We start from the raw sequence: 15,823 nt of genomic DNA, 5'->3' as shown, positions 1-15,823 counted from the left end.
ACCGCGCGCCGTATTTTGCCGCGGCCGCCTTTCGGCCCGGAGACCCTTCACATGAAGACTGCTACAGCCTGCGCCCTCCTTGCCTCAGCCCTGCTGTTTTCGAACAATCCGCTTGCCGCCCAGGCCGTCAGCGAACCGGGGGTCACCGAGCCCGTTCCCGGTGTCCGGGTGATCGACGGCAGCAAGGTCAGCCAGCGCCCGGTCAGCTCCAGCGCGCTGCTGACCGCGATCGCGGCCGACCCCGGTTTCAAGGGCATCGCCAAGCTGCTTGGCGGCAAAGGTATCGAAAGCCCCGGACCGCAGGGAACCGTCACCCACATGTACAAGATCCGCGAAACCGACAGCGACACCGACAAGGTCGTCGTGCTGTTCGTAAAGGGCGGCAAGGTGGTCGAACACCTGATCACCTGATCGCGGCGGCAGCGCGCTGGCCCGGCTGATCACTGCCTGAAAGTCTCGCCCCAGATCGTGTAGATGAAAGTCGCCGACCAGGTGATCAGCATGAAGCCGGAAAGCGACAGCATCATCACCATCAGCCGGATCGGACCGTGCGCCGACATGCTCGTATAGCCGAGCGTCGAAAAGGAAATGCCCGCGAAATAGAGATAGTCCGCCGCATCGCTGCCGTTCATCCCGTCGCTCAGCATGCCGTAGGCCGGATTGCCCAGCAGCAGCGCGATGACGGAGGCGGCGATGCCGATCTCGATCATGTGCAGCAGGGCCAGGCCCCAGAACGTCAGCAGCAGGCCGAACGGGCTGTGCTGGTGACGCTTCGGCTTGAGCCAGCGGATAAGCTCGAGTCCGGCGAGATGGATCGCGCCGAAAGCGAACAGCAGGGCGATGCCCCAGACGAGGACGTGGATTTCCGCTTGCGTCATCAGGCGAGACAACGGGCCGCGCGGCGCGGTTGTTCCGATTGCAGGCCTGCTTGCGAAAGGCCCCGTCGACCCGCTGGCTCAGCCGGCCTTCGCCACCTGCCGCCATTGGTGCAGCAGCGGCTCGGTATAGCCTGATGGCTGCTCCACGCCCTTGAAGATGAGATCCCTTGCCGCGCTGAAGGCGGGTCCGTCCTCGTTTCCGATGAGCGGTCGATAGAGCGGGTCATTCGCGTTCTGCCCGTCGACCTTGGCCGCCATCCGGCGAAGCGAATCCATCACCTGATCCTCGCTCACCACGCCGTGATGGAGCCAGTTCGCGATATGCTGCGAGGAAATGCGCAAGGTCGCGCGGTCCTCCATCAGGCCGACATCATCGATGTCGGGAACCTTGGAACAGCCCACGCCCTGATCGATCCAGCGCACGACATAGCCCAGCAGTCCCTGGCAATTGTTGTCGAGTTCCTCGCGCAGCTCGTCCTCGGGCCAGTTGGTGTTTTCGGCTAGCGGGATCGTCAGCAGCGCATCGAGGCCTGGCGCCTCGGGCAGGGTCGCCTGAATCTCGAAGACGTTCTCGCGGTGATAATGCAGCGCGTGGAGCGTCGCGGCCGTGGGCGATGGCACCCAAGCGGTGTTGGCACCCGCGCGCAGGTGACCGATCTTCTCCTCCATCATCGCCGCCATCCGGTCGGGCGCGGCCCACATGCCCTTGCCGATCTGTGCCTTGCCCGACAGGCCGTGCTTCAGGCCGATCGCGACATTCCTCGCCTCATAGGCGCGGAGCCAGGCCGAGCCTTTCATCGCGCCCTTTCGCATCATCGGCCCGGCGCGCATCGAGGTGTGGATTTCATCGCCGGTCCGATCGAGGAAGCCGGTGTTGATGAAGACGATCCGGTCCTTCACCGCGTGGATGCAAGCGGAAAGGTTCGCCGAAGTGCGCCGCTCCTCGTCCATCACGCCGACCTTGATCGTGTGGCGGGGGAGGCCGATGAGGTCCTCGACCCGGTCGAACAGGTCATTGGTGAACGCGCATTCCTCCGGCCCGTGCATCTTGGGCTTGACGATGTAGATGCTGCGCGCGCGGCTGTTGCCGTATTCCGCGTGGCCCTCGACATCCAATGTGCTGATCGCGCTGGTGAACACCGCGTCCATCAGGCCCTCGGGGATCTCGCTGCCATCGGGCAGGCGGATCGCCGGATTGGTCATCAGATGGCCGACATTGCGCACGAACAGCAGGCTGCGGCCCGGCAGGCTGTGCTCGGAACCGTCGGGGGCGGTGTAGGACTTGTCGCCCGCCAGCCTGCGGGTGAGCGTCTTTCCGCCCTTGTCGAAGCTTTCCTCGAGATCGCCGCGGATCACGCCGAGCCAGTTGGAATAGGCGAGAAGCTTGTCCTCGCCATCCACCGCCGCGACCGAATCCTCGCAATCGGCAATGGTGGTCAGCGCGCTTTCGATGACGATGTCGGAAATGCCCGCCTTGTCGGACTTTCCGACCTGCGTCGTGGAATCGAACACGACTTCGACATGGAGGCCGTTGTTGACGAACATTCGGCCCTTTTCCGACCGGCCGACATAGTGCGTTTCATCGACCAGCGCGATGTCATCGGGGCCGGTGATGTCGCTCCAGCTGCCTTCTTTCAGCGCGAACGTCGCATCGAGAAATTCACGGCCCCGTGCGATCACTGCCGCACCGCGTTCCTCGTCATAGCCGCCAGGACGGGCGGGTGGCGCGTCGAGCGCGTCGGTGCCGTAGAAGGCATCATACAGGCTTCCCCAGCGCGCGTTGGCGGCGTTGAGCAGGAAGCGCGCGTTCAGGATAGGCACCACCAGCTGCGGCCCGGCCATCGTAGCGATCTCGGGATCGACGTTCTGCGTGCCGATGGTGAATTCGCCCGGCTCGAGGACGAGATAGCCGATCTCCTCTAGAAAGGCGCGATATTCGGCCTGGTCGTGCGGCTGGCCGCGGCGTTCCTCGTGCCAGGCATCGATTGCGCTCTGCAGTTCCTCGCGCTTTTCCAGAAGCGCGGCATTTCGCGGCGCGAAATCGGCAAGCAGCTTCGCGAAGCCCTGCCAGAACGCCTCAGGATCGCGTCCGAGCGGCTTGAGCACCTCGCGTTCGAGGAAATCCGCCAGCCGCCCGTCGACCGTCAGGCCGGCGCGGGTGATCATCTGTGCCATTGTATTCGTGTCCTCATGACTCGCTTGAACGGGCCCCGGGGAGGAGGACGGCAGGCGCTATGGCGAAGCGCTCCACCGATTGCAACGGCGCGGTGGCGAAAGCGGTTCCGCGCGGGTTGGAACAGGACGGGCCAGCGTCTAGGGAATTGTCATGGACATGCGAACTTCCCCAGCGATCGATGCCGCCGCCATGCTCGAACAGGTCGAGGCGTGGAGCGCGATCAACACCGGCACCGGCAATCTCGAAGGGCTTGCAAAACAGGCGGATGCGCTTGCGCAGGCGTTCCGCGCACTGCCCGGAACCGTCGAACTGGTCGAACCGGCACCCGTCACCGCGATCGCGGGCGATGGCAGCGAATACGAAAAGGCGAATGGAAAGCATCTCGTCGTGCGCGTCCGGCCCGGGGCCAACCGCCGCATCGTGCTGACCGGGCACATGGACACGGTGTTTCCGCCCGACCATCCCTTTCAGGAGCAGCGCTGGCTCGATGATCAGACGCTCAACGGGCCGGGCGTCGCCGACATGAAGGGCGGGATCGCGGTCATGCTCCATGCCCTGCTCGCCTTCGAGCGGACCGCCTCGGCCTCGAGCCTGGGCTATGACGTGCTGATCAATTCGGACGAGGAGACAGGTTCGCTCGCGAGCGCTGCGCTGATCGCCGAACTCGCACAGGGCAAGCTCGCTGCCCTCACCTACGAGCCCGCCGCGCTTCCCGACGGTACGCTTGCACATGAACGCGGCGGGACCGGCAATTACTCGATCACGATCCGGGGCAAGTCCGCCCATGCCGGACGCAATCCCGAGGACGGGCGCAACGCGATCGTGGCGGCGGCCGACCTGATCGTGCGGCTGAAGGCGATGGAGCGCGCGGATATCACCGTGAACCCGGCGAAACTCGAAGGCGGCGGGCCGAACAATGTCGTGCCCGACCATGCCCTGCTGCGCTTCAACATCCGGCCAAGGTCGACCGAGGCGATGGAGAGCTTCGATGCCGCGCTGGACGACGTGCTGGCCGAAATCGGTTCCGCGCACGAAGTGACGGTGCACCGCCATGGCGGCGTCACACGTCCGCCCAAACCGGTCGATGCGCGCGCGCAGGCGCTGTTCGATCTCGTGCGCGAATGCGGGGCGGAACTGGGTCAGGACATTCGCTGGAAATCGACTGGCGGGGTGTGCGACGGCAACAATATCGCCGCCTGCGGCGTGCCCGTGGTCGACACGATGGGCGTTCGCGGCGGGTCGATCCACTCCTCGGACGAATTTCTGATCGTCCCCAGCCTCGCCGAACGCGCGGCGCTGTCGGCAAGGGTGATCGAGCGGCTTGCCGAAGGCGCGCTGGCGGAGCATGGGGCGCGCGAAGGAGAAACCAATTGACCTTTCGCCTGCGCGCAGCGCGCCCCGGGGATCTTGAACATCTCTACGAGATGGCGAAGCTGACCGGCGGCGGTTTCACCAACCTTCCCCCGGATCGCAAGGCGCTTTCCGCAAAGCTGGACGCCGCGGCCAAGGCCTTCGCGAACACCTCGAACGACCTCACCGCCGAGCAATTCGTGCTCGTGCTCGAGAACCATGAAACCGGCGCGGTCAGGGGGACCAGCCAGTTGATGACGCAGGTCGGACAGCGCTGGCCGTTCTATTCCTACCGGCTCAACACGCTGACCCAGTATTCGAAGGAGCTCGACCGCACGGTGCGCGCCGAAATGCTGAGTCTCGTCACCGATCTCGAGGGCGCGGCGGAGGTCGGCGGGCTGTTCCTTCATCCCAATGAACGCGCAGGCGGCCTCGGCCTTCTGCTGGCGCGCTCGCGCTATCTCTTCATCGCGATGCACCGTGCGCGCTTCGCCGACAAGGTGCTCGCCGAACTTCGCGGCATCATCGACGAGCGTGGCGGTTCGCCTTTCTGGGACGGGGTCGCGGGGCGTTTCTTCGGGATGAATTTCCAGGAAGCGGACTATTTCAACGCGATCAACGGCAACCAGTTCATCGCCGACCTCATGCCCAAGCACCCGGTCTATGTCGCGATGCTCGACGACGATGCGAGGAGCGTGATCGGCGTGCCCCACCCGACAGGCCGCGCGGCGATGCGAATGCTTGAGAACGAGGGCTTCAGCTACGAAGGCTATGTCGACATCTTCGACGGCGGGCCGACCATGATCGCCCGCACCGACGAGGTTGCCAGCGTGAAGAACAGCGTGCGCGCGGTCGTCGAGGATGTGGACCTTGCCGAGGGAGAGCGCGCGATTCTCGCCACTGGCCGGCTCGAGACCTTCCGCGCCTGCTATGGCGCACGGGCCCTTTCGGGCGACGCGGAAACCGGCTTCACCATCGCGATCGACAGTGCGGCAGCGGACGCGCTCGATGTCGGCGAAGGCGACGAGGTATGGAGCGTCGCGCGATGAGCAAGCTGGTCGAGATCAATTTCGACGGGATCGTCGGGCCGAGCCACAATTACGCCGGGCTCAGCCTCGGCAACATCGCCAGCGCGAGCCACAAGGGCGATCCCTCCTATCCGCGCGCGGCGGCGCTTCAGGGGCTCGCCAAGATGCGGGGCAACCTTGCAAGGCTGGGCGTGCAGGGCTTTCTCCTGCCGCTGCCTCGCCCGAACGGCGCGCTCGCCGATCGTCTCGCGCTCGACGGGAGCGAGGACCCCGCCCTGCGGGCGGCGCCGTGGTCGGCATCGAGCATGTGGACAGCCAACGCCGCGACCGTCTCCCCCTCCCCCGACACAGCGGACGGTCGCTGCCATCTGACCCCTGCCAATCTGGTCACCATGCTTCACCGAGCGCAGGAATGGCCGGATACGAAACGCCAGCTCGACCTCGCCTTCGCCGACACGGCGCATTTCGCGGTCCACGATCCCGTGCCGCCCACTTTCGGGGACGAGGGCGCGGCCAACCATATGCGCCTGTGCGAGGGGCATGGGTCGCCCGGCGTCGAGGTCTTTGTCTATGGTCGCCCCGGCGGCCGCTTTCCCGCGCGCCAGCACGAACAGGCCAGCCGCCTCGTCGCTCGCGCGCACTCTCTTGATCCGGCACGATGCATCTTCATCGAACAGAACCCGGAGGCGATCGAGGCTGGGGCGTTTCACAATGACGTCGTCGCGGTCGCCAATGAGCGGGTGCTGTTCACGCACGAAGCAGCCTTCGCCGACCGGGAACGCGCCTATGAATCGATCCGCTCCGTCTTCCCCGCGCTCGAATTGGTCGAGGTGCCCGCGAGCGAGATCAGCCTCCTCGAGGCAATCCGCACCTATCTCTTCAACGCCCAGCTCGTCACCTTGCCTTCGGGCACGATGGCGCTGATCGTGCCCGAGGAATGTCGCGAAAGCCCCGCAGTCTGGTCCTGGTGCGAGAGCATGGTCGCATCGAACGGCCCGATCGGTGAGGTGATCCCGGTCGATGTCCGGCAAAGCATGGCCAATGGCGGGGGGCCGGCCTGCCTCCGACTGCGGGTCGCATGCGATCCGTCAACGGTCGATCCACGCTTTCTCCTTGACGAAGCGAAGGCAGATCGGATCGAGCGTGTCATCGCAGAGACCTGGCCCGAACAGATCGATCCAGCCGATATCGGAGGCAATTCCCTCGCCAAGGACGTGGCCGCCGCGCGCCATGCACTGCTCGCCGCGCTCGATATCTCCGAACTGGCCTGATCATGGTTAACGCGTTTGCATGCCCGCGTCGGGTGGGCTTACACTTGGGTCACCATTAACCAGTCCGGCCCGCGCACGCCCGTTCATGGCACGCTGTTTGCAGGAAGCTCCGTTAACGCGAGGGAGAGATCATGCTGCAGAAGATCGGAAGGCTTTTCGTAATCAAGACCAGGTTCGAAGCCTTCGTGATCATCTATGCGCTCGCCCTTGGTGCGATGACCCGCGGCACGGCCTATCTTTCCGAATATCCCGGCATTTTCGGTCAGCTGCTGTTCCTCGCCACAAGCGGGGCGGTATTCCTTGGCGGAGCGAAGATCCTCGACTGCCTCAGGCTAGAGAAGGAACTGGCCGAAGCCCGCGGAGATAAACCCTCAGATACGCGCTCCGCCGACTAAGGCAGCTTGTCTCTCGCAGTCACATGGCGCGGCGCAAATACGAAAAGGCCCCCGCACAGCAAAGTGCGGAGGCCTTTTTTCTCGGGAACCGGCGGCCTTATTCGAGCTCGTCGGCCACCTCGTTTATTTCGTCGGCAGCTTCATCGCCGATATCGTCGATTTCCTCGGCGCGCTCGTTGAGCATGTCCTCGCGCGCATCGGTCTCCGCCTCGTCGGCGCGTTCCTCGAGCGCTTCGGCGCGGTCATTGCCGACGTCCTCGATCGCGTCGGCGCGCTCTTCCATGCGGTCACCCATTTCCTCTCGCGGGGAATCGGGGCCGCAGGCGGCAACCATGGCGAGGGCCGGAAGGGCGGTGAATGTCAGCAGTTTCTTCATATCTAGCGTCTCCTCCATTGCGCCGCCCTTCGCAGCTCACCCGAAGGCGGATGCGTGGCGGCTAGCACCCCACCAACGGGCCCGGGCACGCGAAGTTTCAGGAAAGTTTGGCGACCCTCATCAAGGTGCAGCCGGTTCGCCAATTCGCGGGGGAACATCGAACTCGAATTCGCCGTCGACGATCGCCTCGCCGTTCTTGTCGAAGCGCGGCAGGATCACGATATCCTCGGCTCTGGTCAATTCGATGAAGAGTTTCTTGCGGCGACGGTCTCGCACGGCACCGTCGAAAGCAACCTCCAACCGGGGTTGGCCGCGCACCACAATCACGCGATCGCGGAACATCGAGCGCAGCTTACGGAGCGTCGGCTTGCTGAAATAGCGCATCCTATCGCGTGCAACGACGATATCGCCGTTTTCGTCAACATAGGCTTCGCCCTGTTGCACCGTTCCAGGAACCGGTACGTTTAGCAGATCGAAGAACACATCCGGCTCCATCTCGACAACGATCTCGTCCGGGCCGGTGACCGGGCGATAGGTCAGGGGCGCGCGCTGACCAATCTTTTTGAAGGTAGACGGTCCGCGGCCAGCAACGAGCAAAAACTTGCCGTTCCAGCGGCCTACGAATCCGATTGGGAGCACAGCCGCGACGTGCGAATCTTGCTCACGATCGCCGAAGCGGACAGCGCGCAGTAATGGACGCGGCGCGAGGCAATCTGAGGCACAAATCGCCTTCAACCGTGCGAGCCATGACTCATAAGGCTCCGCGACCGCAGAAGAGGTAGGCGCAAGCAGGAGCGCCGCGCCAGCGAGAAAGCCGAAGAGCATGAAGCGCACATTCACCTCCTGCCAAGACCGCAGGAGACAATATCTGCTTGAAATGGTTGAATCAGTGCTGAACGTGCGGCTCGATACGAAACGAGTCGGGGATGTCGCGGGATGGGTGGGGGATTCTGTTGCTAGGCTCCCCCGGGCCCCCGGAATCCGCTTCTGTTGCCCGGTGGGTCCAACCGCGCTTTAGCTTTGTAAATTCAGGCCGTTAGGCCTTAAAATTACGCAGCGAGAGCGAGTGCTTCGTTATCGTTGGCACTTATGGGTTTTGAGCCTTTAACGGGTTACTCAGCCCGGACGAAAACAACGCTTTTCAGCCCACGTCGATCCTGGTTCGGCCCCGTCAGAACCCCCGGTTTCCCGGGGTTTATGGTGGAGCCGCCGGGTACTGCCCCCGGGTCCGTTGTGCCTATTGCACGCTGCAATTTATCGTCATAGTCGGATCGCTCCGACGCATCCGATATAGGCGTTCTGCGCTTAATGTGAAGTGTATCACTTCTTAAGCGCATCCCGGATCTCGGTCAGCAGCTCGATCTCGGTCGGGCCGGCGGCTTCCTCGGGCGCGGTGACCTCGTCCTTCTTCTCGAAGCTCTCGATCACCCGGTTGGTGTAGCGCACCAGCAGGAAGATAATGAAGGCGAGGATCACGAAATTGATCACCGCAGTCGCGAAGGCCCCATATCCGATCATAGCCGCGCCCACTTCCTTGAGAGCGGCGTAATCGGTCATCGAACCCTCGTATCCCTCGGGAACGGAGAGAAGCACGAAATATTTCGAGAAGTCCGCCCCGCCGAAGATCGCGCCGACCACCGGCATGATGATCTCGTCGGTGAGCGATTTCACGATCACCGCGAAAGCACCGCCGATGATGACCGCGACGGCGAGCTGCATGACATTGCCCTTGGCGATGAATTCGCGGAATTCCGACAGCATTGACTTGTCCCCTGTTTATCCGTGATGCCCCACCTGTCTTGCCCCCTCGCGGACCGCCTGCCAAGCGTCCCGAGAGGCCCTTCCCCCGCTTGAATGGGCGCAGGGGTGTGCTATATCCGCAATACAGGAACATTATGCGCGCCCCGCTTTCCGGTCGGCGCGCCTTTCGGAGGGATTTCGATGACGCTGACCACGCTTTTCCGGGGCGCTCTCGCCGCCATGGCCGCGCTGAGCCTTGCCGCCTGCGGGATCAATTCGGTTCCGGCGGCCGAGGAAACCGCCAAGGCGAAATGGGCCGATGTCGAGGCGCAGTTCCAGCGCCGGGCGAACCTCATCCCGAACCTCGTCGAAGTCGCGCAGGGCGCGGCCGAGAACGAACGTGGCATCCTCACCGAAGTCACCGAGGCCCGGGCCCGCGCGACCAGCGTCAACGTGACGGCAGACGACCTTAACGACCCCGCCAAGATGGAACAGTTCGCCGCCGCGCAGGGCCAGCTCGGCCAGGGCATCGGCCGCCTGCTCGCCAGTTTCGAAGCCTATCCGCAGATCCAGTCGAACCAGAACTTCCTCGCGCTGCAGAGCCAGCTCGAAGGGACGGAGAACCGCATCGCGGTCGCCATCCGCGACTACAACGAGGCGGTGCGCCAGTACAATACGACGATCCGCACCTTCCCCGACACGATCGGCGCGAACATCATCCACGGCGCGGAGCCGCTGGTGCCCTATTCGGCGGTAACCGAAGGCGCCGAAGTCGCGCCTGAAATCGACATGACGAGCAACTGAGCGGGGCGTGGCCCGCTCGACCGACCTTGTCGTCGCGCTTGTGGGAGCGCTGCTCGCACTGCTTGCAGCGCCCCTCGCCGCGCAGGAATTCCCGCCGCTGACCGGGCGCGTCGTCGACCAGGCGGGTATCATCCCGCCCGACGTCGAGGCGCAGCTCACGCAGAAGCTTGAGGTGCTTGAGGCGCAATCCCAGCGCCAGCTGGTCGTTGCGACGGTCAATGATCTCGAAGGCTACGACATCGCCGATTATGGCTACCAGCTGGGGCGCGAATGGGGCCTTGGCGATGCGGAGCGCAATGACGGGGCGCTGCTGCTCGTCGCTCCGAACGAACGGCGCGTCCACATTGCGAGCGGCTATGGCGTCGAAGGCTGGCTGACCGACGCCGTCTCCAAGCTCATCATCGAAAACGCAATCGTGCCCGCGTTTCGCGACGGCGATTATGCAGGCGGGATCGTTGCAGGGACCGATGCGATTGTCGACGTCCTGATGCTGCCCCCGGACGAAGCGGCCCGGATCGCGAAGGAAGCGGGCGAGGCGCGCGAAAAGGACAGCGGCTTTCCGATCGGAATGCTGTTCTGGCTGCTCTTCATGTTCGTCTTTTTCGTCCTGCCCATCATCCGCTCGGGGAAGCGTCGCAAGTATCGCGCGCGCGGCAAGGGTCCGTGGGGCAAGCGCGACGACGACGATGACGATTATGGCGGCGGCTGGGGCCGCACCGCGCGCGACATCATCCTGTGGGAAGTCGGCACGGCAATCGCTCGCGGCGCGATGGGCGGTGGGCGCGGAGGCGGCGGCTTTGGCGGCGGCGGTTTCGGGGGCGGCGGCTTTTCCGGCGGCGGCGGTTCATTCGGAGGCGGCGGCGCCTCCGGGGGGTGGTAGAAATGGCCTATCTCGACGAAGCCGGCCACAAGCTGGTGAGCGATGCGGTCGCCGAGGCGGAGATGCAGACCTCGGGCGAAATCGTGACCGTTCTCGCTGACCGTTCGGACGGCTACACCGATATCGCCCTGCTATGGGCGGCCGGAGCCGCCTTCACCGCGATGAGCCTGTTCGCCGCGCTCCCCCAGCCTTTCCTCGACCTGTGGGACGGCCTTGTCGGAGGGTGGAGCCACGAATGGACCACCGGCGAACTCGCCAGCATGACGATCGCGCTCGGCCTGATCGCCTTTGCCGCGACCTGGGCGGCGCAATTGTGGGAGCCGGTGAAATGGCTGCTCGTGCCCGGCCCCATCCGCACGGCGCGGGTCCATGCCATGGCGCAGCGCCAGTTCAAGGTCGGTGCCGAGGGCCGTACGCATGGCCGCACCGGGGCCCTCATCTACCTTTCCATGAGCGAACACCGCGCCGAAATTGTCGCTGATCGTCCGATTGCCGAAAAGGTCGACGCCGAAGTCTGGGGTGAGGCGATGGGCGACATGCTGGGCCACATAGCGGCTGGCCGCATCGCGAAAGGCCTCGCCGTGGGTGTGCGCGATGTCGGCTTCGTCCTTGCTCAGCACTTCCCGCGCGCCGAAGACGACGAGAACGAGCTTCCCGACCGGCTGATCGAAGTCTAGGCCCCGTCCGCATGACGGACGAAGATCAAGACGGATTCGCCGGTTTCGAGCGCGACAGGGACGCCGACCTGCCCGAGGAAACCCGGTGGGAAGGCCGCTTCATCACCGCCAAGACGCGGGGCCGTTGGGAGTATGTCGGGCGCGCCCGCGGCATCCGCGCCGCCGCGATCCTTGCGCTCGACGAGGATGCGGACGGCATGCGCCACGTCATCCTCGTCAGCCAGTACCGTGTTCCCCTCTCGCGCTTCTGCCTCGAGATCCCCGCCGGGCTCGTCGGCGACGATGCCGGCAGCGAGGACGAGGGCGCGCGCGACGCGGCCGCGCGCGAACTGGAGGAGGAAACGGGTTATCGCGCAGGCAGGCTCGAGGTGCTCGGCGAATTCTATTCCTCGCCGGGCATGGTCTCCGAGGCGTTTACGCTTCTGCGGGCGACCGAGCTTACCAAAGTCAACGAGGGCGGCGGCGTGTCCGAGGAAAGCATCACCGTCCACCGCGTGCCGCTCGCGGGGCTTGCCGATTACGTTGCGAAATGGCGCGAGGCCGGCCATGCGGTCGACGTTCGCATCGCGATGCTGATGACACCGGGATTTCTGGGAGAGAGACTGACATGACGAAACGTTGCGAGGGCAAGCTGGCCCTGGTCACCGGCGGGGCGCAGGGCCTTGGACGGGCACATTGCATCCGGCTCGCACAGGAAGGCGCGCGGGTGCTCGCGACCGATATCAACGGCGCGGGCGCGCAGGAGACCGCCGACATCGTCAATGCCGAAATGGGCGACGGGACCGCTTTCGCGATCGCCCATGACGTGACCGACCCCGCCCAGTGGGAAGCCGCCGTGGATGCCGCGCGCGAACAGCTCGGCGGCCTCAACGTGCTGGTCAACAATGCCGGGATCGGCGTTGCGGGCAATATCGAGGATTGCACGTTCGAGGACTGGAAGCGGTGCTATTCGGTCAATGTGGATTCGATCTTCCACGGCTGCCAGAAGGCCCTGCCGCTGATGCGCGAACACGCGCCCGGCTCGATCATCAACATCTCGTCCATCGCAGGCCTGATCGCCAGCGACACCATGCCGGCCTACAATTCTACCAAGGCGGCGGTGTGGATGCTGTCCAAGTCGATCGCGCTTCATTGCGCCAAGAAGAACATGCAGATCCGCTGCAATTCGGTCCATCCGACCTTCGTCGACACGCCGATCCTCGACGGGACGGCAACGGCGCATGCGCTCGACAAGGACGTGCTCTTGGAAAAGCTCGCGCGGCAGATCCCGCTCAGATTCGTGGGCGAGCCGAACGATATCGCCAATGCGGTGGTCTATCTCGCCAGCGACGAGAGCCGCTTCATGACCGGAGCCGAGATCAAGCTCGACGGCGGTATATCGGCAATGTGATTTCCAATAAAGAGAGGGCCGAACTGGCCCCTCCCGGTTTCGTTTCGGATGATCGACCTCGCGGCCCCATGAAAACCGGGAGCCGCTTTTCCTGCCGCGAGGTCAGTCGGCGATCAGCGCGATAGCGAGATAGATCAGCGCGGCCGTGCCGAGGCTGAAGAAGGCCCCGAGAACGAAGGCGATGCGGACGATCGTCACGTCGACATTGGCGTAGTCCGCGATGCCGCCGCACACACCGGCGAGCTTGGCATTGCGCTTGTCGAGGTGGAAGCCCGGCTGGCCTCCGCCATTGTTGCGGGTGATCTTGTTCATGCGAGGGCTCCTGTGATGAGGGGGGTGGAAGGGCTGGCGGGCACCATCGCCGAGGCCATCAGGACAACGGTGATGATCAGCGACCCGGCCACTGCTAGAGCGCGCTGGGTGCGGCATCCGGCCTGATCGAAGAACGAGTACATTTTTCCTTTTCCTTCTGAACGGGGTTTCGGGGGCGTTTCAAGCTCTGGCGCGATCAGGCGAGGCCGGGGCTGGCCGGGACGATCGCATAGGCGAGGAACGAGGCCGACAGGATCACCGAAAAGGCGGCTGCGGCGAGCTGGTTTGCGAAATTGCTGCGGAACATGAGGGTGTCTTTCATCATCGGGGGTTTGGCGGTGCGCGATCAGGCCATCAGCGTGGGGCTGGCGGGGATGATCGCATAGGCGAGGAAAGCGGCCGTCGCGAACAGCGAGAAGGCGGCGGCAGCGAAGCGGTCATAGGTGTCGGCAAACATTTCGTGTCTCCTTGATTGGTGTTTCGTCTCGTCCCGTTCGGGACATCCGATACTTTGCAGGAGCTATGCCAAACTCGAAAAATGGCGAAATTCCGGGCTTTCACGACTCGCAGCCGGAAGGGGCTTCGTTCATCTTACCGAAAGCTTGGGAAATTTTCCCATCTCTTGGGATCGGGTAATTGCGAAGCTCGCTATGGCCTTTGCCCGCGCCCATGGTAAGCGCGGCCCACACCCATGCCGCTCGCTAGGATCACCCTTCAGGATTTCCGCAACCACGCCCATAGCGAGCTGGTGGAAACCGCGCATTTCAATCTGCTGGTGGGCGCGAACGGGGCCGGCAAGACCAACGTGCTGGAAGCGATTTCCCTGCTTGCGCCCGGCCGCGGGTTGAGACGCGCGCAGCTGACGGAACTGGCTCGGCGCGAACGGCCCGGCGAACCGCCCTCCCCCTTTGCCATCGGCGCAAGTCTTGTCGAACAGGGGCAGGTCTCCGCTCGGCTCGGCACTTACACCAGGCCCGAACAGCCAGGCCGCAGGCTGGTGCGGATCAACGGGGCCGAGGCGAGCGCTGCGGCGCTCTCCGAATGGCACGCCGTCAGCTGGCTGACCCCGGCGATGGACGGGCTGTTCACTGACAGCGCGGGAGCGCGGCGTCGCTTCGTCGACCGGATGGCGCTGGCGATCGAACCTGCGCATGCGCGGGCGGTAAGCCAACTCGAGGGCGCCCTGCGCGAACGCAATCGCCTGCTGGAGGACAATCGGGAGCCGCGCTGGCTCGATGCGATCGAGGCGCAGCTTGCCGAAGCGGGCGCACGAGTTGCCGAAACGCGAGCCCTGCTGGTGAAACTGCTCGGCGAGGAGCTCTCTGCCCTCCCCCCCGAGCCTTTCGCCCGGCCGATCCTCACCTACTGCGCCGGAGGGCCGACCGGACCCGAGGAGCTTGCCGCCACTCTCGCCCGCGAACGTGCACGGGACCGGGCCGCCGGCCGGGCGCTGACAGGTCCGCATCGCGATGAACTGGAAGTCGTGATGATGCGCCCCGACGGCTCACCGGGACAGCTTGCCGCTGCCTGTTCCACGGGCGAGCAGAAAGCCATGCTGATCGCGATCACGCTGGCCCACGGCATCCTCGCCGCCTCGGGCCGGCCGAGCGTTCTGCTGCTCGACGAGGTGGCGGCTCACCTCGACCCGGTCCGCCGGGCCGAACTGTTCAGGCGGCTCGCGGCAGGCCGTGCACAGGTCTGGATGACGGGAACCGAGCTCGCCCCCTTCAGCGAGATCGCGAGCGAAGCGGCGGTGTGGCGCGTGGCGAATGGCGCGCTGGAACCGCTCTAGCCTTCGTCCGTCTCGGGAAGAGCCGCGCGGACGTCCGACAGCGTCGCCTCGACCAGTTCTTCGATCCCCTGCTCTGTCGGATGGATCCGGTCGGCCTGGAACAAATTTTGCTGCTCGTAGATCGATTCGAGCCAGAAAGGCACCAGGTCGGCGCTGTATTCCTGCGCGAGATCGGCATAGATCGCATCGAAATCACGCTGGTAATCCGGCCCGTAATTGGGCGGCGCGCGCATCCCCATGAGGAGGACGGGAATGCCACGTTGCTTGAGCTCTTCGAGCATAGCGGCAAGATTGGCGCGCGTTTCGGCCGGCGAAAGCCCGCGCAGCATGTCGTTACCGCCCAGTTCGAGAATGAAGAGGTCGGGCTTTTCCTCCTGTGCGTCGAGCGTGAAGGCGAGCCGCAGGCGTCCCGCTGCGGTCGTATCGCCCGAAACGCCGGCATTGACGATATCGGCATTCACCCCCTTTGCACGCAGGGCCATTTCAAGCCGGGCGGGATAGCTTTCGCCCTCTTCCAGCCCGTATCCGGCGAACAGGCTGTCCCCGAAGGCGAGGATATTGCGCTCCGGCCCCATGACCGGGATCGGGGGTGGCCCCTCGGCCCCGAGCGTACGAGCTGCGCCGGAAGCAGGCGGGACGGTCGTGTCCTCGGCCACGTCCCCGCCGCATGCGGCGAGCGCGAGCGCCAGCAGTCCCACGCCCGCATTCCTTCCGATCCTGCTTAGAAGCATCATTCCGCCGTGCCCTCGCGTAT

At 64.7% G+C, this 15,823-nt stretch carries 21 protein-coding genes and 1 other RNA gene; 11 read left to right on the top strand and 11 right to left on the bottom strand.

Annotation, left to right across the window (positions count from 1 at the left end):
* The first annotated feature begins 51 nt into the window (after positions 1–51).
* Complete coding sequence (locus Ga0102493_RS05175; protein ID WP_034904019.1) at positions 52–411, top strand: hypothetical protein; 360 nt, start codon at positions 52–54, stop codon at positions 409–411.
* A 29-nt stretch (positions 412–440) separates the two neighbouring features.
* Here the strand turns inward: Ga0102493_RS05175 and Ga0102493_RS05170 are convergent, their stop codons facing one another.
* Together Ga0102493_RS05170 and Ga0102493_RS05165 are read right to left on the bottom strand one after the other, a co-directional pair.
* Entirely contained in the window at positions 441–878 is a 438-nt protein-coding gene (locus tag Ga0102493_RS05170) for an ion channel (protein WP_034904020.1), read from the bottom strand.
* Between the two features lie 78 nt (positions 879–956).
* Positions 957–3,053: a malate synthase G gene (locus Ga0102493_RS05165; RefSeq protein ID WP_034904022.1), complete on the bottom strand. Its 2,097-nt coding sequence runs from the start codon at positions 3,051–3,053 to the stop codon at positions 957–959.
* Between the two features lie 157 nt (positions 3,054–3,210).
* On the opposite strand from Ga0102493_RS05165, the gene Ga0102493_RS05160 reads away from it, so the two are divergent.
* The 4 genes from Ga0102493_RS05160 to Ga0102493_RS05145 all read left to right on the top strand — a co-directional run bounded on the left by Ga0102493_RS05160 (position 3,211) and on the right by Ga0102493_RS05145 (position 7,098).
* Entirely contained in the window at positions 3,211–4,428 is a 1,218-nt protein-coding gene (locus tag Ga0102493_RS05160; protein ID WP_236922303.1) for a hydrolase, read from the top strand.
* Entirely contained in the window at positions 4,425–5,453 is a 1,029-nt protein-coding gene (locus tag Ga0102493_RS05155) for an arginine N-succinyltransferase (protein WP_034904028.1), read from the top strand. The genes Ga0102493_RS05160 and Ga0102493_RS05155 overlap by 4 nt, the downstream gene beginning before the upstream one ends.
* Positions 5,450–6,703 carry an N-succinylarginine dihydrolase gene (locus tag Ga0102493_RS05150; RefSeq protein WP_034904030.1) on the top strand — a complete coding sequence of 418 codons (1,254 nt, stop codon included), beginning with the start codon at positions 5,450–5,452 and terminating at the stop codon, positions 6,701–6,703. Before Ga0102493_RS05155 ends, Ga0102493_RS05150 begins: the two co-directional genes overlap by 4 nt.
* 131 nt (positions 6,704–6,834) lie before the next feature.
* Positions 6,835–7,098 (top strand): hypothetical protein, encoded by a 264-nt coding sequence (locus tag Ga0102493_RS05145; protein WP_034904032.1) that lies wholly within the window; start codon positions 6,835–6,837, stop codon positions 7,096–7,098.
* Between the two features lie 97 nt (positions 7,099–7,195).
* On the opposite strand, the gene Ga0102493_RS05140 is transcribed toward Ga0102493_RS05145, so the two are convergent.
* The 4 genes from Ga0102493_RS05140 to mscL form a co-directional block, all read right to left on the bottom strand.
* Complete coding sequence (locus tag Ga0102493_RS05140) at positions 7,196–7,492, bottom strand: hypothetical protein (protein WP_236922302.1); 297 nt, start codon at positions 7,490–7,492, stop codon at positions 7,196–7,198.
* Positions 7,493–7,594: 102 nt separating this feature from the next.
* Entirely contained in the window at positions 7,595–8,308 is a 714-nt protein-coding gene (locus Ga0102493_RS05135; RefSeq protein WP_150132420.1) for a hypothetical protein, read from the bottom strand.
* 142 nt (positions 8,309–8,450) lie between these two features.
* Positions 8,451–8,793, bottom strand: a transfer-messenger RNA (tmRNA) gene (ssrA, locus tag Ga0102493_RS05130).
* Position 8,794: 1 nt separating this feature from the next.
* Positions 8,795–9,235, bottom strand: a complete 441-nt coding sequence (mscL, locus tag Ga0102493_RS05125; protein WP_034904038.1) for a large conductance mechanosensitive channel protein MscL — start codon at positions 9,233–9,235, stop codon at positions 8,795–8,797.
* Positions 9,236–9,415: 180 nt separating this feature from the next.
* On the opposite strand from mscL, the gene Ga0102493_RS05120 reads away from it, so the two are divergent.
* Genes Ga0102493_RS05120 through Ga0102493_RS05100 form a run of 5 tightly spaced genes read left to right on the top strand, consistent with a single transcriptional unit; the run spans position 9,416 to position 12,965 of the window.
* Complete coding sequence (locus Ga0102493_RS05120; protein WP_034904041.1) at positions 9,416–10,018, top strand: LemA family protein; 603 nt, start codon at positions 9,416–9,418, stop codon at positions 10,016–10,018.
* A 7-nt stretch (positions 10,019–10,025) separates the two neighbouring features.
* The gene (locus Ga0102493_RS05115; RefSeq protein WP_181443739.1) at positions 10,026–10,898 is read left to right on the top strand and encodes a TPM domain-containing protein; all 873 of its coding nucleotides are present in this window, start codon (positions 10,026–10,028) and stop codon (positions 10,896–10,898) included.
* Positions 10,899–10,900: 2 nt separating this feature from the next.
* The gene (locus Ga0102493_RS05110) at positions 10,901–11,575 is read left to right on the top strand and encodes a TPM domain-containing protein (RefSeq protein ID WP_034904043.1); all 675 of its coding nucleotides are present in this window, start codon (positions 10,901–10,903) and stop codon (positions 11,573–11,575) included.
* Between the two features lie 11 nt (positions 11,576–11,586).
* Positions 11,587–12,186, top strand: coding sequence for an NUDIX hydrolase (locus tag Ga0102493_RS05105; protein ID WP_051697996.1), 600 nt, complete (start codon positions 11,587–11,589; stop codon positions 12,184–12,186).
* A complete protein-coding gene (locus tag Ga0102493_RS05100; RefSeq protein WP_034904046.1) occupies positions 12,183–12,965 on the top strand; it encodes an SDR family oxidoreductase in 783 nt (260 codons plus the stop codon). Before Ga0102493_RS05105 ends, Ga0102493_RS05100 begins: the two co-directional genes overlap by 4 nt.
* A gap of 102 nt (positions 12,966–13,067) precedes the next feature.
* On the opposite strand, the gene Ga0102493_RS05095 is transcribed toward Ga0102493_RS05100, so the two are convergent.
* The 4 genes from Ga0102493_RS05095 to Ga0102493_RS16280 are packed head-to-tail and all read right to left on the bottom strand — an operon-like array spanning position 13,068 to position 13,734.
* Positions 13,068–13,277: a PspC domain-containing protein gene (locus tag Ga0102493_RS05095; RefSeq protein WP_034904048.1), complete on the bottom strand. Its 210-nt coding sequence runs from the start codon at positions 13,275–13,277 to the stop codon at positions 13,068–13,070.
* The gene (locus Ga0102493_RS16120; protein ID WP_161490043.1) at positions 13,274–13,420 is read right to left on the bottom strand and encodes a hypothetical protein; all 147 of its coding nucleotides are present in this window, start codon (positions 13,418–13,420) and stop codon (positions 13,274–13,276) included. The genes Ga0102493_RS05095 and Ga0102493_RS16120 overlap by 4 nt, the downstream gene beginning before the upstream one ends.
* Before the next feature lie 53 nt (positions 13,421–13,473).
* Entirely contained in the window at positions 13,474–13,602 is a 129-nt protein-coding gene (locus Ga0102493_RS16285; protein ID WP_236922301.1) for an enoyl-CoA hydratase, read from the bottom strand.
* A 21-nt stretch (positions 13,603–13,623) separates the two neighbouring features.
* Positions 13,624–13,734, bottom strand: coding sequence for an enoyl-CoA hydratase (locus Ga0102493_RS16280; protein ID WP_194294725.1), 111 nt, complete (start codon positions 13,732–13,734; stop codon positions 13,624–13,626).
* A 234-nt stretch (positions 13,735–13,968) separates the two neighbouring features.
* Between Ga0102493_RS16280 and recF the strand changes: the two genes are divergently transcribed.
* On the top strand, positions 13,969–15,069 hold the full coding sequence (gene recF, locus Ga0102493_RS05090) for a DNA replication/repair protein RecF (protein ID WP_034904050.1): 1,101 nt from the start codon (positions 13,969–13,971) through the stop codon (positions 15,067–15,069).
* On the opposite strand, the gene Ga0102493_RS05085 is transcribed toward recF, so the two are convergent.
* Positions 15,066–15,767: an arylesterase gene (locus Ga0102493_RS05085; protein ID WP_236922300.1), complete on the bottom strand. Its 702-nt coding sequence runs from the start codon at positions 15,765–15,767 to the stop codon at positions 15,066–15,068. The genes recF and Ga0102493_RS05085 overlap by 4 nt on opposite strands.
* Positions 15,768–15,823: the final 56 nt, after the last annotated feature.

Origin of the sequence: Erythrobacter litoralis (assembly GCF_001719165.1) — a bacterium.
GTDB classification, from domain to species: domain Bacteria; phylum Pseudomonadota; class Alphaproteobacteria; order Sphingomonadales; family Sphingomonadaceae; genus Erythrobacter; species Erythrobacter litoralis.
Note: the sequence above shows the minus strand (reverse complement) of the source record. Positions and strands in the feature narration are given on the sequence as shown.

What these genes read in the sequence shown, in the direction of transcription:
- Ga0102493_RS05175 (WP_034904019.1), top strand. Translation starts at nt 52, where the DNA reads ATGAAGACTGCTACAGCCTGCGCCCTCCTTGCCTCAGCCCTGCTGTTT.
- Ga0102493_RS05170 (WP_034904020.1), bottom strand. Translation starts at nt 878, where the DNA reads ATGACGCAAGCGGAAATCCACGTCCTCGTCTGGGGCATCGCCCTGCTG.
- Ga0102493_RS05165 (WP_034904022.1), bottom strand. Translation starts at nt 3,053, where the DNA reads ATGGCACAGATGATCACCCGCGCCGGCCTGACGGTCGACGGGCGGCTG.
- Ga0102493_RS05160 (WP_236922303.1), top strand. Translation starts at nt 3,211, where the DNA reads ATGCGAACTTCCCCAGCGATCGATGCCGCCGCCATGCTCGAACAGGTC.
- Ga0102493_RS05150 (WP_034904030.1), top strand. Translation starts at nt 5,450, where the DNA reads ATGAGCAAGCTGGTCGAGATCAATTTCGACGGGATCGTCGGGCCGAGC.
- Ga0102493_RS05145 (WP_034904032.1), top strand. Translation starts at nt 6,835, where the DNA reads ATGCTGCAGAAGATCGGAAGGCTTTTCGTAATCAAGACCAGGTTCGAA.
- Ga0102493_RS05140 (WP_236922302.1), bottom strand. Translation starts at nt 7,492, where the DNA reads ATGGAGGAGACGCTAGATATGAAGAAACTGCTGACATTCACCGCCCTT.
- mscL (WP_034904038.1), bottom strand. Translation starts at nt 9,235, where the DNA reads ATGCTGTCGGAATTCCGCGAATTCATCGCCAAGGGCAATGTCATGCAG.
- Ga0102493_RS05120 (WP_034904041.1), top strand. Translation starts at nt 9,416, where the DNA reads ATGACGCTGACCACGCTTTTCCGGGGCGCTCTCGCCGCCATGGCCGCG.
- Ga0102493_RS05110 (WP_034904043.1), top strand. Translation starts at nt 10,901, where the DNA reads ATGGCCTATCTCGACGAAGCCGGCCACAAGCTGGTGAGCGATGCGGTC.
- Ga0102493_RS05105 (WP_051697996.1), top strand. Translation starts at nt 11,587, where the DNA reads ATGACGGACGAAGATCAAGACGGATTCGCCGGTTTCGAGCGCGACAGG.
- Ga0102493_RS05100 (WP_034904046.1), top strand. Translation starts at nt 12,183, where the DNA reads ATGACGAAACGTTGCGAGGGCAAGCTGGCCCTGGTCACCGGCGGGGCG.
- Ga0102493_RS05095 (WP_034904048.1), bottom strand. Translation starts at nt 13,277, where the DNA reads ATGAACAAGATCACCCGCAACAATGGCGGAGGCCAGCCGGGCTTCCAC.
- Ga0102493_RS16120 (WP_161490043.1), bottom strand. Translation starts at nt 13,420, where the DNA reads ATGTACTCGTTCTTCGATCAGGCCGGATGCCGCACCCAGCGCGCTCTA.
- Ga0102493_RS16285 (WP_236922301.1), bottom strand. Translation starts at nt 13,602, where the DNA reads ATGATGAAAGACACCCTCATGTTCCGCAGCAATTTCGCAAACCAGCTC.
- Ga0102493_RS16280 (WP_194294725.1), bottom strand. Translation starts at nt 13,734, where the DNA reads ATGTTTGCCGACACCTATGACCGCTTCGCTGCCGCCGCCTTCTCGCTG.
- recF (WP_034904050.1), top strand. Translation starts at nt 13,969, where the DNA reads ATGCCGCTCGCTAGGATCACCCTTCAGGATTTCCGCAACCACGCCCAT.